This is a genomic window from Streptomyces sp. NPDC043853, assembly GCF_056436025.1.
The window spans coordinates 45212-63786 of sequence record NZ_JBWKDJ010000009.1 but is presented as its reverse complement, the minus strand read 5'-3'; the positions used below and the strand labels follow the sequence as shown (position 1 = coordinate 63786).

The window sequence follows — 18575 nt, the reverse complement described above, 5'->3', positions numbered from 1 at the left end:
ACGTTGATCCCTTCCTTCCCCAGGGTGATTGACAAACACGAGAACTCGCTCGCATTCTTGGGGAACGCGAGCGACCGCTCGTGTTTGCCAGTTTATTCCGGCTGGCAATCACGGTGAAGGGGACACCGAGCCATGCCCGAAGTCAAACAGGCGGAACGCGGCAATCACGGGGGAGCGGGGCGTGGGGAGCGCCCCGGCACGGTGCGGGTGGGAGGCTGGACCCGCCTGGTCACCGCCCGGCCCCGGCTCTCGCTGCTGATCGCGCTGGTGCTCACCGCGCTGGCCGTGTTCGCGGGCGGCGGCGTGGCCGACCGCCTGGCCAGCGGCGGCTGGGAGGACCCGGACGCGCAGTCCACCTACGCCACCGAGGCACTGGAGCGGGACTTCCCCGCCTCCCAGCCGAACCTGCTGCTCCTGGTCGACGCCGGACCCTCCGTGGGCCCGGCCGGGGTCGACGATCCGGCCGTGGCCGCCGAGGCGGACCGGCTGACCGCCCGCCTCGCCGCCGAACCGGGCCTCACCGGCGTCGGCTCGTACTGGCGGACGGGACTGCCCACCCTCAAGTCCAAGGACGGCAGGCAGGCGCTGATCGCCGCCCGGATCCAGGGCGACGACAAGGCCGCGATCGCGGTGCTCGACCGGATCGAGCCGGAGTACCGCGGCACGCACGGTCCGGTGAGCGTGTCCCTCGGCGGGCCGGCCGCGGTCCAGCGCGAGATCACCACCACCATCCAGGAGGACCTGCTCCGCGCCGAGCTGATCGCCCTGCCGGTCACCCTCCTGCTGCTCGTGCTGGTCTTCGGCAGCGCGATCGCCGCCCTGCTGCCGCTCGGCGTCGGCATCGTCGCCATCCTGGGGACCAACGCCGTGCTGCGCGGGCTCACCGAGTTCACCGAGGTGTCGGTCTTCGCGCTCAACCTGACCACGGCCCTCGGCCTCGGACTCGCCATCGACTACGCCCTGTTCATCGTGCGGCGGTACCGGGAGGAGCTGGCGGCCGGCCGGGACCCGGTCGGAGCGGTCGGCGTCACCCTGCGGACCGCCGGGCGGACCGTGCTGTTCTCCGCCCTGACGGTCGCCGTCGCGCTCTCCGCCATGCTGCTCTTCCCGATGTACTTCCTCCGCTCCTTCGCCTACGCGGGCATCGCGGTGGTACTGATCGCCGCGGCGGCGGCGCTGACCCTGCTCCCGGCCGCGCTGGTGCTGCTGGGGGACCGGGTCAACGCGCTGGACCTCCGGCGCCTGTGGCGCCGGCGCGGTGCCGCGGGGGACGGCACCGCGGCCGCCGAGGGCCGGGGCTGGGCCCGGTCGGCCGCCCTGGTGATGCGCCGGGCCCCGCTGTTCGCGGTGGCCACCACGGCGGGGCTGCTGCTCCTCGGACTGCCCTTCCTCGGGGTGAAGTTCGGCACCGTCGACGATCGGCAGCTGCCGGAGACCGCCGCCTCGCACCTCGTCCAGCAGCAGATCCGGGACGGCTTCCCGGGCAGCCCCGGGGACGGTCTGGTGGTCCTCGCCGAGGGCGCGGCGAGCCCCGCGCAGTACGCGGACTACCGGGCCCGGCTGGACGCGCTGCCCGGCACGCTCAGGGTCGAGGGTCCGGTCACCTCGGGGGCCCCGGGGGCCCCGGGGGCATCGGGGACCTCCGCGTACTTCACGGTCGTCGGCGAGGGCGTGGCCGTCGACGGGCAGACCCAGGACCTGGTGGACGAGGTGCGGGGGGTGGACGCCCCGTTCGACACGGCGGTGACCGGCCAGGCGGCCGTCCTGGTCGACGCCCAGGACGCCATCGCCGAGAAGCTGCCGTGGGCGCTCGCGCTGATCACCGTGGCGACCCTGCTGCTGGTCTTCCTGCTCAGCGGCAGCGTGCTGATACCGCTCCAGGCGGTCCTGCTCAACGCGCTCAGCCTGACGGCGATGTTCGGTGCGGTGGTGTGGGTGTTCCAGGAGGGCCACCTCTCCGGACCGCTCTCCTTCACCGCGACCGGGGACATCGAGACCACCCTGCCGGTGCTGATGTTCTGCATCGCCTTCGGACTCTCCATGGACTACGGCGTGTTCCTCATATCCCGTATCAAGGAGGAGTACGACCGCACCGGTGACCACGAGGGAGCGGTCCGGACGGGGCTCGCCAGGACGGGCGGACTGATCACCGCGGCGGCCGTGATCCTCGCGGTGGTGATGGTGGCGATCGGCACCTCCCGGGTCACCAACACCAAGATGCTGGGACTGGGCATCGCGCTGGCCGTGCTGATGGACGCGATGGTCGTCCGCAGCCTGCTGGTACCGGCCGTGATGAAGCTGACCGGCCGCGCCACCTGGTGGGCGCCGGGCCCGCTGCGCCGGCTGCACGACCGGTTCGGACTCAGCGAGGGCGGGGACGAGGTGACCGCCGTGGACGAGCCGGACAAGGGGAAGGGCGAGGACGAAGGTGAGGGCGAGGAGAAGGCGAAGGCGAAGGTCCTGGCCGGGGCCGGCCAGTAGGCGCGGACCGCGCCCCGGCGGCACGGGCCGCCGGGGCACGGCCGGGGAGGGGCCGGGGATGCCCGATCCGGACGAGGCGCCACTTGTGACGACAGGCCTAGCGGCCGCCGCGGTTGCCGGGGCGCTGGGCCACCCAGGCGCGGACCGTATCGGCGTACCAGAAGGGCTTGCCGCCCTCCACGTGGTCGGGCGGCGGCAGCAGCCCGTGCTTGCGGTACGAGCGCACCGTGTCGGGCTGGACCCGGATGTGGGCGGCGATCTCCTTGTACGACCACAGCTTCCGGTCGGTCATGGCACACCTCCTGGTCCACGCACCCGGGGGCGGCCGGGAGGCCGTCGGGGGAGCCGGGACGTGGACGGTGACGATCACTCGACTCGAGTTGTGCCCGGAGAACGACCCCGCGCGGGGGCGGGGGAGGGGCTGTCGCATCCCTGTGACGGAAGACCCGCGTAACCCGGACAAGCGTGACCGGCGGCCGACTCCTGTGACGGCAGTGGCACAGGAACCGGCGGCGACGGGAGGGCCTCAGCGGTAGAGCGGGGGCCGTTCGGCCAGGTCCACCGCGGTGCGGGTGCCGGTCCGCAGGGCCGTGAGCCCGGCCTCCGACACGGCGGCGGCCGCGTAGCCGTCCCAGGCGTCCGGGCCCGCCACCCCGCCGTGGGCGGCCGCGGCCACCCACCGCCGGAGCTGCCGGTCGTAGGCGTCCGCGAAGCGCACGGTGAAGTCCTGCGGGATCTCGTCGTAGCGGCGGCCCGCCGTCTGCACGACCATCGCCCCCGCGTCCCCGATCCGGGCGCTGCCCGCTTCACCCACCGCCTCGACCTGCACCTGGTAGCCGAAGCCGCAGTTGACGAAGATCTCCACGTCCACGATCGCGCCGCCGGAGGTCTCCAGCAGTACCAGCTGCGGATCGCGCAGCCCCTCGGGAGCGGCGGAGGAGGGGGCCGGGGAGAGCACGGTCACCGCGGTGACCTCCTGGCCGAGCAGCCAGCGGGCGGCGTCCACCTCGTGCACCACCGAGTCGCTGACGAGCATGGCGCTGGTGAAGAAGGAGGGCGAGGAGGCGTTCCGGTGACGACAGTGCAGGAACATCGGCCGTCCGATCCCGCCGGCGTCCAGCAGCCCCTTCAGCCGCTCGTACTCGGCGTCGAACCGGCGCATGAAGCCCACCTGGACCAGACGCCGGCCGATCCGCTGCTCGGCCTCCAGGACGCGCAGGGCGCCGGCCGGGTCCGGGGTCAGCGGTTTTTCGCACAGCACCGGCAGTTCCCGCTCCAGAGCCGCCAGCAGGGCCTCCTCGTGGGCCGGACCCGGCGAGGCGATCAGGACCGCGCCGACGCCGGGCGCGGACAGTGCCGCCGCCGGGTCGGTGTGCGCGGAGACGTCCTCCAGGCCCGCCGTGACCTCCTTCACGCGGTCGCCGTCCGGGTCGGCCACCGCCACCACCCGGGCGCCGCCCACCGAGTGGCCGATCCGGCGGAGGTGATCGGCCCCCATCTTTCCGGTGCCGATCACGGCGATGCCGAGCGTGCTGGTCATGGCGTCGGGCCTCTCAACGGGCGCCACAGGAGCGCAGATAGGCGCGGGTGCGCCGGGCGATGGGCAGCGGCCGGTCGGGCTCGCAGGGGTACATGTCCTGCTCGACGATGGCGAACAGGTCGGTGCCCAGCCGCTGTGCCGCGGCCAGCACCGGCTCCAGGGCGGGCACCCCGGACGGCGGCTCGCACATCACCCCGCGCGCCACCGCCGGCCCGAACGGCACCTGCTCCGCCCGGACTTCGGCGAGGATCCGCGGGTCCACCTGCTTGAGGTGCAGATAGCCGATGCGCTCCCCGTAGGTCTCGATCAGTTCCACGCTGTCCCCGCCGCAGTACGCGTAATGGCCGGTGTCCAGGCACAGCGAGACCAGGCCTGAGTCGGTCGCGTCGAGGAAGCGGGCCACGTTCTCGGGGGTGTCGATGTGCGTGTCGGCGTGTGGGTGCACCACGATCCGCAGGCCGTGGCGTTCCCGTACCTCGCGGCCCAGGCGCTCGGTCTGCCGGGCCAGTTCGCGCCACTGGCCGGCGGTCAGGTTCCGGTCCTCCAGCACCTCACCGGTCTTGTCGTCCCGCCAGAAAGACGGGATCACCACCAGGTGCTCCGCGCCCGTCGCGCGGGTGAGCTCCGCCACCCGCGACACGTGCTCCCAGGTCCGGTCCCAGACCGCGGGCCCGTGATGGAGTCCGGTGAAGACCGTGCCGGCCGAGACCCGCAGACCGCGCTTCGCGGTCTCCTCGGCCAGGCGGACCGGATCGGTGGGGAGGTATCCGTAGGGGCCGAGCTCGATCCACTCGTACCCGGCGTCGGCCACCTCGTCGAGGAAGCGGGCCCAGCCGGTCTGCCGGGGATCGTCCGGAAACCACACTCCCCAGGAGTCCGGAGCCGAACCGACACGGATACGGGTCAACGCGGGCGGGGAGGACGTCATAACGGCCACCTTAGGCTGCATTGTGGGGAAACTGGGAGGACTTGACTGTGCGTACCGACCCGGCCGCCGAAGCGTCGGAGCCGTTGGACCCGATCGATCCGATCGATCCGTGCGATCCGACCGATCCGTGCGAATCGCGCGAACCGTTCGACCTCATCGCCATGGGACGCATCGGCGTGGATCTCTACCCGCTCCGCAGCGGGGTGCCACTCGCCGAGGCGGACACCTTCGGGCGGTTCCTGGGCGGCTCCCCGGCCAACGTCGCGGTCGCCGCGGCCCGGCTCGGGCGGAGCGCCGCCCTCATCACCCGGACCGGGGCGGACCCCTTCGGGGCGTACCTGCGGGCCGAGCTGCGGAACTTCGGCGTGGACGACCGCTGGGCGGGGGAGGTGGCGGCCTACCCCACGCCGCTGACCTTCTGCGAGGTCTTCCCGCCCGACCACTTCCCGATCCACTTCCGACGGGAGCCGAAGGCGCCGGACCTGGAGATCCGGGCGGAGGAACTGGATCTGGACGCGGTGCGCGCCGCGCGGGTGTTCTGGATGACCGGCACCGGGCTGAGCGAGGAACCCAGCCGGACGGCCACGCTCGCCGCGCTGGAGGCCCGGGCGAAGTCGGGGACGACGGTGTTCGACCTGGACTGGCGGCCGGTGCTGTGGTCCTCGGATCCGGAGCGGTGGTACGCGCGGGCCCTGGCCTGGGCGACGGTGGCCGTCGGGAACGCGGAGGAGTGCGAGGTCGCGACGGGCGAGCGCGAGCCGTACGCGGCGGCGCGGGCGCTGCTGGCCGCGGGGGTGGAGCTGGCGGTGGTCAAGCGCGGCCCGGACGGGGTGCTGGCGGCGCACCGGGACGGCACGGTGGTGGAGGTCCCGCCGGTGAAGGTGGACGTGGTCAACGGGCTCGGCGCGGGGGACGCGTTCGGGGGCGCGCTCTGCCACGGGCTGCTGGCGGGGTGGGAGCTGGACCGGGTCGTGCGGTACGGGAACGCGGCGGGGGCGATCGTGGCGGGACGGCTGGCGTGCTCGTCGGCGATGCCGTACGCGGCCGAGGTGGAGGAGGTGCTGGCGTCGTGCCGCTGATCTCGGAGCATTCGCTGGCGCTGAGCCGGCTGCGGATCCTGGACCTCGCGCCGGGCGAGACGTACGCGTTCGCGTGCGGGGACGCGGAGTGGATCGTGCTGCCCTTGTCCGGCGGGTGCGAAGTCCGCTGCGCGGAGGGTTTCCCCACCCCGCCCTCCCCCCCGCGGAGCGAGGGGGAGGGCGGGGTGGGGGAAAGCCCTGCGGGGACCGAGCCGCGGTGGGTGACGTTCGAGCTGAACGGCCGGGCCGGGGTGTTCGAGGCGATCACCGACTTCGCGTACGTGCCGCGGGACGCGGAGGTGGAGGTGCGCTCCGCGGGAGGAGGGCGGTTCGCGCTGGCCGGGGCGCGCTGCGGGCGACGACTGCCGGCCCGGTACGGGGCCGGGCGGGACGTGGCGGTGGAGCTGCGGGGGCGGGGGTCCTGCTCGCGGCAGGTCAACAACTTCGCCGCCGCGGACGCCTTCGCATGCGACCGGCTGATCGCCGTCGAGGTGCTCACCCCCGGCGGGAACTGGTCCTCGTACCCGCCGCACAAGCATGACGAGGAGCATCCGGGGGAGGAATCCGAGCTGGAGGAGATCTATTACTTCGAGATCGCACCGCACGGGGACACCCCGGGCGTCGGCTACCAGCGCGTGACGCCCTCGCCCGCAGGGAAGACCGACGTGCTCGCCGAGGTGCGGAGCGGGGACGCCGTGCTCATCCCCGACGGCTGGCACGGGCCGTCCATCGCCACGCCCGGGCACGACATGTACTACCTGAACGTCATGGCCGGGCCGGGAGCGAAGCGGGAGTGGCTGATCCGGGACCATCCCGATCACGCCTGGATCCGGGAGAGCTGGGAGGAACAGGGGATCGATCCCCGGTTGCCCTTCCACCGACCGGGAGGGGACGCACGATGAGCACCCGGAGACTGACCACCGCGCAGGCGCTGGTCGCCTTCCTGAGCCGGCAGTACACCGAGCGCGACGGCCGCCGGCACCGGCTGATCGCCGCCACCTGGGGGATCTTCGGGCACGGCAACGTCGCCGGGATCGGGCAGGCCCTGCTGGAGACCGGCGGCAAGGACATGCCCTTCCTCCAGGGACGCAACGAGCAGGCCATGGTGCACGCCGCCGTCGGGTTCGCCCGGCACAGCGGGCGGCTGTCCGCCCATGCCGTCACCACCTCGATCGGGCCCGGCGCCACCAACCTGGTCACCGGCGCCGCCGGGGCGACCATCAACCGGATCCCGGTCCTGCTGCTGCCCGGTGACGTGTTCGCCGCCCGGCCCGCCGACCCGGTGCTCCAGCAGCTGGAGGTGCCGTACGCCGGTGACGTGTCCGTCAACGACGCCTTGCGGCCGGTGTCCCGGTACTACGACCGGATCGTCCGCCCCGAGGCACTGGTCCCCGCCGCGCTGCAGGCCATGCGCGTGCTCAGCGACCCGGTCGCCACCGGAGCCGTCACCCTGGCACTGCCCCAGGACGTGCAGGCGGAGGCCTACGACTGGCCGGAGGAGTTCTTCGCGGAGCGGGTGTGGACCGTACGCCGGCCCCGGCCCGACCGGGACGAGCTGGCGGCCGCCGCGGAGGCCGTCCGGGCGGCGGCCCGGCCGCTGATCATCGCGGGCGGCGGGGTCCGGTACAGCGGGGCCCAGGCCGAGCTGGCCGCGTTCGCCGGGGCCACCGGCATTCCGGTGGCCTCCACCCAGGCCGGCAAGGGAGCCCTGCCCCACGACCACCCGGCCGATGTCGGCGGGGTCGGCCACACGGGCACCGCCACCGCGGACGGTCTGGCCCGGGAGGCCGATCTGGTGATCGCCGCCGGGACCCGGCTGAGTGATTTCACCACCGCCTCCTCGACCCTGTTCCGGAATCCGCACGTCCGGTTCCTCGGGCTCAATATCGACCCCTACGACGCGCACAAGCTGGCCGCCCGGCCGCTCGTCGGCGACGCCCGGGAGACCCTCCGCGAGCTGGGCGCGCTGCTGTCCGGTCACCGGGTCGACCCCGCGTACGCGGCGGCGTACGGCAGCGCCAAGGAGGACTGGGAGCGCCGGGTCGACCTGGCCTTCCGGGCGGAAGGCCCCGGGCTCGACCTGGCCCCCACCCAGGCCCAGGTGCTCGGCGCCCTCGACGCCCTGGTCACCGGCGAGGACGTGCTGGTCAACGCGGCCGGCTCGCTCCCCGGCGACCTGCACAAGCTGTGGCGGACCCGGTCGCCGCTCCAGTACCACGTGGAATACGGGTACTCCTGCATGGGCTACGAGATCCCGGCCGCCCTCGGCATCGGCCTCGCCGAGCCCGGCCGGCCGGTGTGGGCGCTGGTCGGCGACGGCACGTACCTGATGAACCCGACCGAGCTGGTCACCGCCGTGCAGGAGGGCGTACCGCTCAAACTGGTGATTCTGGACAACGGTGGGTACGCGTCCATCGGCGGCCTCTCGGAGGCCGTGGGCGGCGAGCGCCTCGGCACGGCGTTCGCCCCCGAGAACACGCCGGGCGTGGACCTCGCGGCCAACGCGGCCTCCCTCGGAATGGCCGTGATCCGCGCCCGTACCGTCCGTGACCTGCGGGAAGCCCTCGCCCGGGCGCGCGCTGCGGACCGGCCCACATGTGTCTACACACAGACCCGAACGCCCGACACTGTGTCGGGCCCGCCCCCCGCACAGGCGTGGTGGGATGTTCCCGTGGCCGAGACCGCGACCCGTCCGTCGGCGATCGAGGCCCGCCAAGCGTACGACCGGCAAGCCGCGCAGCGACGTCGCCATCTGTGAAGGAGCAAGATCGATGAAGACCGTCAACCACTGGATCGGTGGCAAGACCGTCGAGGGCGCGTCGGGCAACTACGGCCCGGTCACCGACCCGGCGACGGGTGCCGTGACCACCCGGGTCGCCCTCGCCTCCGTCGACGAGGTCGACGCCGCCGTACAGGCCGCCAAGGACGCGTTCCAGACCTGGGGCCAGTCCTCGCTGGCCGCCCGCACCAAGGTGCTGTTCGCCTACCGCGCACTGCTGGACGCCAACCGCGACGCCATCGCCGAGCTGATCGTCGCCGAGCACGGCAAGGTCCACTCGGACGCGCTGGGCGAGGTCGCCCGCGGTATGGAGATCGTCGAGCTGGCCTGCGGGATCACCACGCAGCTCAAGGGCGAGCTGTCGACCTCGGTCTCCAGCCGGGTGGACGTGGCCGCGATCCGCCAGCCGCTCGGCGTGGTCGCCGGCATCACCCCGTTCAACTTCCCGGCGATGGTCCCGATGTGGATGTTCCCGCTGGCCATCGCCTGCGGCAACACCTTCGTGCTCAAGCCGAGCGAGAAGGACCCGTCGGCCGCCAACAAGCTGGCCGAGCTGGCGAGCCAGGCCGGCCTGCCGGACGGCGTGCTCAACGTGCTCCACGGCGACAAGGTCGCCGTCGACGCCCTGCTGGCGCACCCGGACGTCGCGGCCGTCTCCTTCGTCGGCTCCACCCCGATCGCCCGGTACATCCACACCACCGCCTCCGCCAACGGCAAGCGCGTCCAGGCCCTGGGCGGCGCCAAGAACCACATGCTGGTCCTGCCCGACGCCGACCTCGACGCGGCGGCCGACGCCGCGGTCTCGGCGGCGTACGGCTCGGCCGGCGAGCGCTGCATGGCCATCTCGGCCGTCGTCGCGGTCGGCGCCGTCGGCGACGCGCTGGTGGAGAAGATCCGCGAGCGCGCCGAGAAGATCAAGATCGGCCCGGGCAACGACCCGACCTCCGAGATGGGCCCGCTGATCACCAAGGTGCACCGCGACAAGGTCGCCTCGTACGTGCACGGCGCCGCCGATCAGGGCGCGGACGTGGTCCTGGACGGCACCGGCTACACGGTGGACGGCTTCGAGGACGGCCACTGGATCGGCCTGTCCCTCCTCGACAACGTCAAGCCCGACTCCGACGCCTACCGCGACGAGATCTTCGGCCCGGTGCTGTGCGTGCTGCGCGCCGAGACCTACGAGGAGGCCGTGGCGCTCATCAACGCCTCGCCCTTCGGCAACGGCACCGCGATCTTCACCCGGGACGGCGGCGCGGCCCGCCGCTTCCAGCTGGAGGTCCAGGCGGGCATGGTCGGCGTGAACGTGCCGATCCCGGTGCCGGTGGGCTACCACTCCTTCGGCGGCTGGAAGGACTCGCTCTTCGGCGACCACCACATCTACGGCCCGGACGGCATCCACTTCTACACCCGCGGCAAGGTCGTCACGACCCGCTGGCCCGACCCGTCCGAGCCGCACGCCGGCGTGGACCTGGGCTTCCCCCGCAACCACTGACCCGACCGCCGGCCGCCCCTTGGCGACCGCCCCGGCCCGGACCGCTCGCCCCCGCAACCCTCACGCGGGGGCGAGCCCGTCTTCCGGTCCCTTTGCGGCCCCTTTCCGGGTTCACGCCGTCCGGTTCACGGCGTCCGGTTCACGCCGTCCGGGTCGCCACGGGGATGCCGTCCGGGCGGCCGGCCAGCAGGGCGGCCACGTGGTCCGCGCAGCCGAGGGCCGCGGTGGCCATGGCGGTCCGGGACATGCCCGCGACGTGCGGGGTCAGCAGGGCGTTCGGCAGGCCGAAGAGCGGCGAGGCGAACGCGGCGTGCTCGTGGGCGAAGGTGTCGACGGCGGCCGCGGCGAGCGGGTGCGCGGGATCGCGGAGAGCGTCGGCCAGGGCCTCTTCGTCGACGATGCCGCCCCGGGCGGTGTTGAGCAGGACGGACCCCGGCCGCATCAGGGCCAGTTCCTTCCGGCCGATCAGGCCGCGGGTCTCTGCCGTCAGCGGCAGGTGCAGGGAGACCGCGTCGCTGGTCGAGAGCAGCGCCGCGAGGGATTCCGCCCGCGGTACCGGGGAGGGTGCCGCGGCCGGGCGGGGTGCCGCCACCGGGCGCCGTGAGAGGCCCTGCACCGCCATGCCCAGCGCGGTGGCGCGGCGGGCCAGCGCACCGCCGATGCGGCCCACGCCGACCAGGCCGAGGGTGAGTTCGGAGAGCTGCCGGGCCGGGGCGGCGGGTGCCCGCCAGGTGCCGCCGTGCGAGGCCGCGTTGTACGCGGTGAGGTCCCGGGTCAGGGCGAGCAGCTGGGCCAGGGCGAACTCGGCCACCGCCTCGGCGTTCGACCCCGGGGTGTGGGTGACGGTGACGCCGTGCCGGGCGGCGGCCGGCAGGTCGACGTGGTCGGTGCCGGCGCCGGCCCGGCCGATCACCCTGAGCGGGGCGGCGATGTCCCTCGCTGCCGCCGCTTCGAGGAAGGACGTCCCCATCGGGACCCCGGCGCGGGACTCGACCGCGTCATGGCCGAGTCCGCCCCGGAGGGTCTCCGCGATCAGGGCGTTCTCGTCGAACGGGTCGAAGTCGGTGAACTCGACCTCGCCCTGCCAGGCGGCCCGGGCCGCCTGTTCGTCGGAGACCCGGCGGAGGTTCAGGGTGACGGCGAGGCCGTGGGCCAAGAAGCGCTCCAGCTCCCGGGCGAGCAGGTCGCCCGGGGCTGCGTCCAGGAGGAGGACGCGCCGTGGAGGCGCCGCATCGGCGGGACGCCCGGCCGCACCGTGCTCGCCGGTCACAGCAGGGACCAGACCTCGCGCGGGGCCTTGGTGCCCCAGATCAGGTCGCCGTGGGCGTAGTCGGGGAGGACCGTGAAGGTCACGGACGGGTTCCCGCAGGCGCGGATCAGGGCGGGGCCTGCGGGGTGGTCGCCGCGGCCCCGGGCCGCGTTGATCCAGATCACCTCCGCCCGGATGTCCCGCCAGTTCACGACGGGGTCGCCGGCCCGGATCGCGGCCAGGTCGCGGAGCAGCGCGGTCGGGACCAGGCCGCTGCCCAGGGCCGTGGTGGCCGCGTGCCAGACGGGGAGCGGGGTGTGGGCGAGGGAGTAGGCGTCCTCGGCCGGGGTCGCGCCGAAGGCGTAGTGGCCCGCGGCATGGCCCTCCGCATGGGCCCAGTTCGCCGCGCCGGGCAGGGACGCGGTCCGGGTCAGCGCGAAGTGGGCCAGGCCCGCGTGGGTGAAGCGGTGCTCCGGGTCCGGGGGCCAGGCGGTCGGGGAGGTGCCGTGCGGGTCGGAGACGGCGCGGGCGAGGGGACCGGCCAGGCCCGGGTCCACGGCGTACTCGCCGCGGGCGACCAGGTCCGCGTACGCGTCCCGGGCCCGGGCGGCGCGCTCGGCGAGCCCGCCCTCGCAGGGGCCGGTGGTGTCCAGCACCATCACCCGGCGCAGCCGCGGCGAGTCGTCCCCGGCGGCCGCGGCCAGGGCCAGGGCGGCCCCCGCGGAGTGGCCGGCGTACGCGTACGGCAGGCGCAGTACGGGATCCAGCACGTCCACCACCCCGGCCAGGTCCCGGACGCGCGCGGCCAGGTCCCAGCCGGCGGTGATGTCCGCGGCCTCCGCCGCGTCCTCGCGCGGGGTGACGCCCACGACCAGCAGGCCGCGGTCGCACAGCCACGCGGCGAGGCTCCGCCCGGACCCGCCGGGGGTGAGGAACGCGGCGGAGACGTTCAGCCCGCCGCCGGGCAGCAGGTACACGATCCCCCGGGCCGGCCGGACCGTGTCGGCGACCACGTCGACGGTGACCGGAACGAGCCCGCCGCCGAACACCGGCAGGGTCAGCCGCAGCCGGCCGTCCGCGGGAAGCCAGACCGAGGTGCCGTCACCCAGGACGCTCTCGATGCGCTGCAGCAGCGCGCTCGCCGGAGCCGGGTCCGGACCTTCCTCGGGGCCCTCCGTCCGGCTGGTTCCGTTCGTGCCGGTTCTGTGGTCCGTCCACTCCATCGTGGGCTCCCCCCTGGTCAGCGGGCCGGCCCTGCGCCGGAACGCCAGGGCCCAGCCTCGCCGATCAACGGGTTTCAGCCAAGTCCCGTTCCGGAAGCGGCTGTTCCGCAGCGGCGGCCCGGCGTCGGCGGACCAGCAGGATCACGGCCCCCGCCCCGAGGAGCACCAGCAGGACGCCCGCCGCGGGCCAGGGCACCGCCACGAACTCCGCCTCGCCCGTGGCCTTCAGGCCGGGCTGGTCCGGCGCACCCGCGGTGAGCTCGACGGTGACCCAGTCCAACTGGGGCGTGTCCGGCCAGGGTTCGGTCAGCTCGATGCGCTGGCCCGGCAGCAGCACCAGTTTCAGGTCCCGGGCCGGTCGGCTGAGCACCGTCCGGCCGAAGACGCCCTCGGCGCGCACCGCCAGCGTCGGCGAGATCACCACGTTGCCCCGGTTGACCAGCGTGTACGAGACGGTGGCGGGCGCCTTCCCGCCGATCCAGGGGAGCAGCGGAGCGGTCCGCTTCACCCGTACGTCCTCCACGCTCAGCCCCGCCGCGACCGGGCCGGGCACCCGGAAGTAGATCCGCGCGCCCACCGAGCGGCGCACCCCCACCTTGACCTTGCCCTCGCCCTCCACGCCCTCGACCGCGGTGCCGAGCGCGACGATCCCGCCCACGTGGTCGCCGGGGGTGGCGTCCTCCGGCACGGCGACGGTGAACGGGATGTCCTTGCGGCCCTTGGCGGGCACGGTGACCGTCCCGCCGGCACCGCCGGTCCCGGTGCCGCCCGCTTCCGGCCCGAGCCGGATCCAGGTGCCGAGGTCCTTGGGCCGGGTCTCCGCCGGCAGCAGCGCGAAGGCCCCGCCCACCGGGGTGTTCACGGCGTCGGTGGCGAAGACCCGGAAGCTCAGCTCCTGGTCGGAGGTGTTGTGGACGGTCACGCTGTCGCGGACCGTCGTACCGGCCGCGCCCTGGTGGAAGAAGTAGGCGCGGTCGGGCATCTGCGCACCGGCCGGCGGGGTCGGGAAGACGCTCCAGCTGCCGTTGTCGGCGGCCCGGGCCGGGCCCGCGGGCAGGAGCAGCAGGGCGGCGGCGAGCAGCAGCAGGAGGAGGACGGCGGGGCCGGGGCCGGTGCGGGTGCGGAGGGCTCGGGGCATGGACGGTCTCCAGACGGGCCGGAACAGGACGAAGGTGGTGCGGGGCCGGAGCCCCGCACCACCCGGGTACCGGATCGGATCAGGCGACCGAGAAGGTCACGACCGACTGGTAGGTGTCGGCGAACACGAACGGCGGGAGCTGGATCATCCCGGCGCCGCCGACGGAGAACTCACCGCCGGTCAGCTGGTCCCCGCCGGCGGCCTGGGAGGCCACCTTCATCGGGGTGTCCGTGATCGCCCCCGGAGCCCCGGCGGTGCAGGTGCTCGGGCTGTCCGGGTTGGTGACGGTGCAGCTCGGCTGGATGCCGATCTGCGCCTTGGCCATCGAGTGGCCGGTGGACTCGTTCAGGAACGGCGTGCGGGTCGCGGTGACGTCCCAGCCGAGGCTGCCACCGCGGAAGTCCTGCACGGTGACGGCGTTGAACTGGCCGATGACCGACTGCGGCTTGCCGTTGATGGTCACCTTGCCCCAGTCGGAGGCCGGGAAGCCGTCCTTCGGGCCGATGGCCAGCGGGCCGGGCAGCACCTCGACGTCCACCGGGTTCTTCACGCCCGGCTGGTCCTCGATGAAGACGAACGCCTTCGCGGCCCCCGTCGAGCCGTCGATCTTGATGGCGTCGGCCTTCTTGGTGACGGTCAGGCTGCAGGTGGCCGCGCCGGTGGCGTCCGCGCTGCCCGTGCCGGTGTCACCGGTTGCGGTGCCGGCCAGCGAGGCCGAGCAGGTGACCGGGCCCGCCGGGAAGTTGGCGCCGGTGGCGGTCACGGCCGTGCCCGCCTTGCCGCTGTTGGGCGTGATCTTCGTGGTGACCGGCTCCTTGGGGAGGGCCTCCACGGCGACCGAGCCGACCGAGGCGCTCGGCCGCGGGGACGGGGTGCAGGTGGTGGTGTAGACGGTGCCGCCGATGTCCGCGTCCGTGACGAACTGGTCGAGCGTCACCTGCACGGTGGTGCCCTCGGTGCCGTCCGGGATCTTGATCGTCCCGCTGAACGCGGGCGGGTCGGCCTTGACGCCGCCTTCCTGGTGGGAGGGGATCGGCGCGCTGGTGACGGTCTGCGCCTGCCCGCCGACGAACACCTTGGCCTTCATCGTGTTGACCGTGTCGATGGTGAACATCGGCACGATCGGCGAAAGGCCGGGGTCGATGGTGATCGGCACGGTGTCGCCGGCCTTGGCGCCGTCGGGCAGGGTGACGGTGAAGTCCTGGTTGCCCTCGGCGTCCGGCTGGGGAGCCGGCGCGTCGCACTTCACGAAGACCGGGGTGGTCTTGACCGCGGCCTGCGCCGTCCCCGTCAGGCCCGCCATGCCACCCGTCAGGGCCAGGGTGAGGGCCCCCGCCCCGGCCAGCACTCTTCGTCGGAACGTTCTCGTACTCACTGGGTCGCGACTCCTTCGTCATGACGAACCCTCCCCCCACCCGCTGTGCGGGGGAGGCCGAGCCGGTGCGGTGGCCGACATTGACGCGTCGCCGTCACGAGAAGTCAATGCATTCCTTTCGTCCGAAGCACACAGAAATTGATGTGCCATCAGGTACGGTCCGCCGGTCGTGGCCGGGCGGGGGCCGGTCGGGGCCGGTCGGGGCCGGTCGGGGCCGGCCGGAAGTGGGCCGGAGGTCAGCCGACGGGCACCGCCGGGTCCGCGGGGGCGCCGCCCGGCACCTGGAGCAGCCGGTTCACCGTGTTCCCGGGCAGCCCGTCGAGCCGGTCGCGCTCGGCGCCGGCGACGAGCGCCGCGGCCACCTGCCTCGGGGTGGCCGCCGGACGGGCCGCCAGGACCAGCGCCGCCGCGCCGGCCGCCTGCGGGGCGGCCATCGAGGTGCCCGACATGGCCCGGCTCGCCGTCGGGGAGCCCGGCCAGGCCGAAACCACCCCGGTACCCGGCGCGAACAGGTCCACGCAGGATCCGTGGTTGGAGAAGGGCGCCCGCCGGTCCAGGGCGTCGCTGGCGCCGACCGTCACGGCTTCGGCGACGGACCCGGGGGAGGAGGTGCAGGCGCTCGCGTTCTGGTTGCCCGCGGCCACGGTGAAGGTGATGCCCCGGCGCACGGCCCGCCGTACGGCGCCGTCCATCGCCAGGCTGCGGTCGCCGCCCATGCTGACGTTGGCCACCGCCGGGCCGGCGGGCCGGGCGAGCGCCTGCTGCCGGACCACCCAGTCCACGCCCGAGAGGATGGCCGACAGGCGGGCGTCCCCGTTGCAGTCGGCCACCTTCACCGAGACCAGCCGAACGCCCTTGGCGACGCCGTACGAGGCCCCGCCGGCGGTCGCCGCGACATGGGTGCCGTGGCCGCTGCAGTCGGCGGGGCCCTCGGACCGCACCGCGTTGTGGCCGGCCACCGCCCGGCCGCCGAACTCGGCGTGCGCGGTGTCGATGCCGGTGTCCAGGACGTACACGGTGACCCCCGCGCCCGTCCCGCCGTAGGAGTAGGAGCCGTCGAGGGGGAGGGTGCGCTGGTCGAGCCGGTCCAGGTGCCAGGGCGCCGCCCGTTGGGTGTCGGAGATCCGGAACAGGGAGTCCGGTTCCACCCGGTCCACCCGCGGGTCGGCGGCGAGTTCACCCGCCCGGGCCTTCGAGGTCCGTACGGCGAAACCGTGCAGGGCGGCTCCGTAGACGGCCCCGACCTCGTCCCCGGCCGCGGCCGCCTCGCCGGCCAGGGCACGGGTGAGGGCGCGTCGGCCGGTGTCCTTGAGGACGACGACATAGCCCTGCCGGGGCTGCCCCTGGGGCTCGGGAGCTCCGGTGGGGGCCCGTCCGGGGGCACTGCCGGGGGCGACGGGGAGGGCGGCCGCGGCGGCCAGCAGGGCGGCGGCGGGCAGCAGGACGCTGAGCGGGGTCATGGTCATGCCGCGATGCTCGGGGAGCCCCCGGCGGGCCGCACCGAGGGTGCGCCGACTGGCCGCACGACACACCCTCCCGGTGGGCGCGCTGCACACCGGGTGCCGCACACCGGTGCCGCACACCGGGTGCCGTTTCCGGTGCCGTGCCTCGCAAGGCGGAGAGGCTCCCGAGTACTGGACGCACTCGGGAGCCTCGACAACGCAGCGAGGTGCGGTGCCGGGCGGCGCGGGTCAGGCAAGATCCGTAAGAGACGACCTAGTCCGCCGCCACCGCCAGCGCGGCGAAGTAGCCGGGCGGGGCCGGCAGGTCGGTCAGGGTCCAGCCCGGGACGGCGGCCGGGGCGGGCGCCGAGCCGACGTACGGCTCGGCCAGACCCGCGGTCAGCCCGGCCCCGGTGGCCTTCAGGCAGGCCTCCTTGCGGGACCAGATCCGGCCCAGCGCCGGCGGACGGTCCGCCTCCGGCAGGGCGGTCAGTTCGGCCGTCTCGTGCGGGTGCAGGGAGCGCAGGACGTCCTGCACTGCGGCCGGTTTGGGGAGCGCCTCCACGTCCACGCCGACCGGTACGCCGGCGAAGGCGAGGCAGGCGGTGTCCGCGCTGTGCGAGAGGGAGAAGTGCGGCCCGTGGCCGCCGGCCACGACCGGGCGGCCGTGCGGCCCGCCGCACCCGTGGCAGTCCTCCCGGTCCAGCGGGACCTCGCGCGGCGGCACCCCCAGGTAGCGGCCGAGCAGCACCCGCAGGCCGAGGTGCGAGGCGAGGAAGCGCTCCCGGTGGCCCGGGCGCACGAGCCGCTCCGCGCGGGCGAGCTCGGACGCGTCGAGGACGGACGCCGCGTCGGCCAGGCCGACGCCCCCGACCACGGTGAGCGTGGTGTCCAGGTACCAGACGGACACGGCCCGGCCGCTCGGGGGCGCGCCCGTGCCGGGGATGCCGGGGCCGAGCTGGTTCACGTACTCGATCACCAGACGAGAGTACGAGAGGAATCGGCGGGCACGGCCGGGAACGGAGGAACGCGTGGCCGGCCGGGGCGGTGGCGCCACCACCACCCCCGGGTCCGGGTCGTTCTCGGGGCGGGCCCGCGGGTTCGCCGGGTGCGAACCCGCGGGCGCCGTACCCGAGTTACCGACGTCCGGAGGAAAGTGATGATGCGCCGAGCCGGTGCCGCGGCGGTCGCCGCCGTGTTCGCGGTGGCGGGAACCGCCCTGGCGGGGCCCGCTGCCGCCGTACCCGCCGCCGTACCCGCGGACAAGCCCCTGGTGCTCAGCGGCTGGACGCAGACCGCCGCGGCCAGCCACGACGCCTGGGCCGCCGCCCGCGCCGAGCGGGAGCGCTGGGGGGAGTACGGGTTCGACTGGTCGACCGACTACTGCACCACCTCCCCGGACAACCCGTTCGGGTTCCCCTTCGCCCTGGCCTGCGCCCGCCACGACTTCGGCTACCGCAACTACCGCCGGGCCGGCGCGGACGCCTTCGCCGCCGCCAAGTCCCGCCTCGACGGGGCCTTCCACGCCGACCTGCGGCGGGTCTGCACCCGGTACGCCGGGGCGAAGCGGGCCTCCTGCGAGGGCACGGCCTGGACCTACTACCAGGCCGTCAGGACCCTGGGCGCGGCTGGCGCCGCCGCCGGGCGGCCGGCCTGAATCCGGTCGTGCCTGCGGTGTTCCGGCCACACCCAAAGGCCCGTACGGACGCCCGATGACCGGCCGTACGCCCGCGGGGAGGTGGTGCGGCCACCACCCCCGGGGGTCAGGTGTGTGCCCGGCGGCTCTCGTGGACGGAGGGTTCCGGCGGCCAAGCTGAAGGAGACCTGGAGGACGACGGGGAAGAAGGCG

15 protein-coding genes are annotated in these 18575 nt (G+C 74.4%); 6 read left to right on the top strand and 9 right to left on the bottom strand.

All coding sequences use genetic code 11. From position 1 onward, the window contains the following. The first annotated feature begins 132 nt into the window (after positions 1–132). Positions 133–2481 (top strand): MMPL family transporter, encoded by a 2349-nt coding sequence (locus tag AC067U_RS23370; protein ID WP_478831690.1) that lies wholly within the window; start codon positions 133–135, stop codon positions 2479–2481. A gap of 97 nt (positions 2482–2578) precedes the next feature. Here AC067U_RS23370 and AC067U_RS23365 read toward each other — a convergent pair whose 3' ends face one another. The 3 genes from AC067U_RS23365 to AC067U_RS23355 form a co-directional block, all read right to left on the bottom strand. Beyond that, positions 2579–2773, bottom strand: a complete 195-nt coding sequence (locus tag AC067U_RS23365; protein WP_478831689.1) for a helix-turn-helix transcriptional regulator — start codon at positions 2771–2773, stop codon at positions 2579–2581. 234 nt (positions 2774–3007) lie between these two features. Continuing rightward, on the bottom strand, positions 3008–4021 hold the full coding sequence (locus AC067U_RS23360) for a Gfo/Idh/MocA family protein (RefSeq protein ID WP_478831688.1): 1014 nt from the start codon (positions 4019–4021) through the stop codon (positions 3008–3010). 13 nt (positions 4022–4034) lie between these two features. After that, positions 4035–4949, bottom strand: a complete 915-nt coding sequence (locus AC067U_RS23355; RefSeq protein ID WP_478831687.1) for a sugar phosphate isomerase/epimerase family protein — start codon at positions 4947–4949, stop codon at positions 4035–4037. 161 nt (positions 4950–5110) lie between these two features. Between AC067U_RS23355 and iolC the strand changes: the two genes are divergently transcribed. Genes iolC through AC067U_RS23335 form a run of 4 tightly spaced genes read left to right on the top strand, consistent with a single transcriptional unit; the run spans position 5111 to position 10299 of the window. After that, the gene (gene iolC / locus AC067U_RS23350) at positions 5111–6028 is read left to right on the top strand and encodes a 5-dehydro-2-deoxygluconokinase (RefSeq protein WP_478831900.1); all 918 of its coding nucleotides are present in this window, start codon (positions 5111–5113) and stop codon (positions 6026–6028) included. Further along, entirely contained in the window at positions 6019–6930 is a 912-nt protein-coding gene (gene iolB, locus AC067U_RS23345; RefSeq protein ID WP_478831686.1) for a 5-deoxy-glucuronate isomerase, read from the top strand. The genes iolC and iolB overlap by 10 nt, the downstream gene beginning before the upstream one ends. After that, positions 6927–8786, top strand: a complete 1860-nt coding sequence (iolD, locus tag AC067U_RS23340) for a 3D-(3,5/4)-trihydroxycyclohexane-1,2-dione acylhydrolase (decyclizing) (protein WP_478831685.1) — start codon at positions 6927–6929, stop codon at positions 8784–8786. The genes iolB and iolD overlap by 4 nt, the downstream gene beginning before the upstream one ends. Positions 8787–8799: 13 nt before the next feature. Next, positions 8800–10299 carry a CoA-acylating methylmalonate-semialdehyde dehydrogenase gene (locus AC067U_RS23335; protein ID WP_478831684.1) on the top strand — a complete coding sequence of 500 codons (1500 nt, stop codon included), beginning with the start codon at positions 8800–8802 and terminating at the stop codon, positions 10297–10299. Positions 10300–10438: 139 nt separating this feature from the next. Here the strand turns inward: AC067U_RS23335 and AC067U_RS23330 are convergent, their stop codons facing one another. From AC067U_RS23330 to AC067U_RS23305, 6 genes are all read right to left on the bottom strand, one after another. Further along, complete coding sequence (locus AC067U_RS23330; protein WP_478831683.1) at positions 10439–11569, bottom strand: NAD(P)-dependent oxidoreductase; 1131 nt, start codon at positions 11567–11569, stop codon at positions 10439–10441. Next, positions 11566–12771 carry a hypothetical protein gene (locus AC067U_RS23325; RefSeq protein WP_478831682.1) on the bottom strand — a complete coding sequence of 402 codons (1206 nt, stop codon included), beginning with the start codon at positions 12769–12771 and terminating at the stop codon, positions 11566–11568. The genes AC067U_RS23330 and AC067U_RS23325 overlap by 4 nt, the downstream gene beginning before the upstream one ends. A 64-nt stretch (positions 12772–12835) precedes the next feature. Beyond that, the gene (locus AC067U_RS23320) at positions 12836–13909 is read right to left on the bottom strand and encodes a WxL protein peptidoglycan domain-containing protein (RefSeq protein ID WP_478831681.1); all 1074 of its coding nucleotides are present in this window, start codon (positions 13907–13909) and stop codon (positions 12836–12838) included. Between the two features lie 79 nt (positions 13910–13988). After that, positions 13989–15284 carry a hypothetical protein gene (locus tag AC067U_RS23315; RefSeq protein ID WP_478831680.1) on the bottom strand — a complete coding sequence of 432 codons (1296 nt, stop codon included), beginning with the start codon at positions 15282–15284 and terminating at the stop codon, positions 13989–13991. A gap of 236 nt (positions 15285–15520) precedes the next feature. Beyond that, complete coding sequence (locus tag AC067U_RS23310; protein ID WP_478831679.1) at positions 15521–16750, bottom strand: S8 family peptidase; 1230 nt, start codon at positions 16748–16750, stop codon at positions 15521–15523. Between the two features lie 250 nt (positions 16751–17000). Further along, a complete protein-coding gene (locus tag AC067U_RS23305; RefSeq protein ID WP_478831678.1) occupies positions 17001–17705 on the bottom strand; it encodes a 4'-phosphopantetheinyl transferase family protein in 705 nt (234 codons plus the stop codon). A 183-nt stretch (positions 17706–17888) separates the two neighbouring features. On the opposite strand from AC067U_RS23305, the gene AC067U_RS23300 reads away from it, so the two are divergent. Beyond that, positions 17889–18383 (top strand): phospholipase, encoded by a 495-nt coding sequence (locus AC067U_RS23300; RefSeq protein WP_478831677.1) that lies wholly within the window; start codon positions 17889–17891, stop codon positions 18381–18383. Positions 18384–18575: the final 192 nt, after the last annotated feature.

What these genes read in the sequence shown, in the direction of transcription:
- AC067U_RS23370 (WP_478831690.1), top strand. Translation starts at nt 133, where the DNA reads ATGCCCGAAGTCAAACAGGCGGAACGCGGCAATCACGGGGGAGCGGGG.
- AC067U_RS23365 (WP_478831689.1), bottom strand. Translation starts at nt 2,773, where the DNA reads ATGACCGACCGGAAGCTGTGGTCGTACAAGGAGATCGCCGCCCACATC.
- AC067U_RS23360 (WP_478831688.1), bottom strand. Translation starts at nt 4,021, where the DNA reads ATGACCAGCACGCTCGGCATCGCCGTGATCGGCACCGGAAAGATGGGG.
- AC067U_RS23355 (WP_478831687.1), bottom strand. Translation starts at nt 4,949, where the DNA reads ATGACGTCCTCCCCGCCCGCGTTGACCCGTATCCGTGTCGGTTCGGCT.
- iolC (WP_478831900.1), top strand. Translation starts at nt 5,111, where the DNA reads ATGGGACGCATCGGCGTGGATCTCTACCCGCTCCGCAGCGGGGTGCCA.
- iolD (WP_478831685.1), top strand. Translation starts at nt 6,927, where the DNA reads ATGAGCACCCGGAGACTGACCACCGCGCAGGCGCTGGTCGCCTTCCTG.
- AC067U_RS23335 (WP_478831684.1), top strand. Translation starts at nt 8,800, where the DNA reads ATGAAGACCGTCAACCACTGGATCGGTGGCAAGACCGTCGAGGGCGCG.
- AC067U_RS23325 (WP_478831682.1), bottom strand. Translation starts at nt 12,771, where the DNA reads ATGGAGTGGACGGACCACAGAACCGGCACGAACGGAACCAGCCGGACG.
- AC067U_RS23320 (WP_478831681.1), bottom strand. Translation starts at nt 13,909, where the DNA reads ATGCCCCGAGCCCTCCGCACCCGCACCGGCCCCGGCCCCGCCGTCCTC.
- AC067U_RS23310 (WP_478831679.1), bottom strand. Translation starts at nt 16,750, where the DNA reads ATGACCATGACCCCGCTCAGCGTCCTGCTGCCCGCCGCCGCCCTGCTG.
- AC067U_RS23300 (WP_478831677.1), top strand. Translation starts at nt 17,889, where the DNA reads ATGCGCCGAGCCGGTGCCGCGGCGGTCGCCGCCGTGTTCGCGGTGGCG.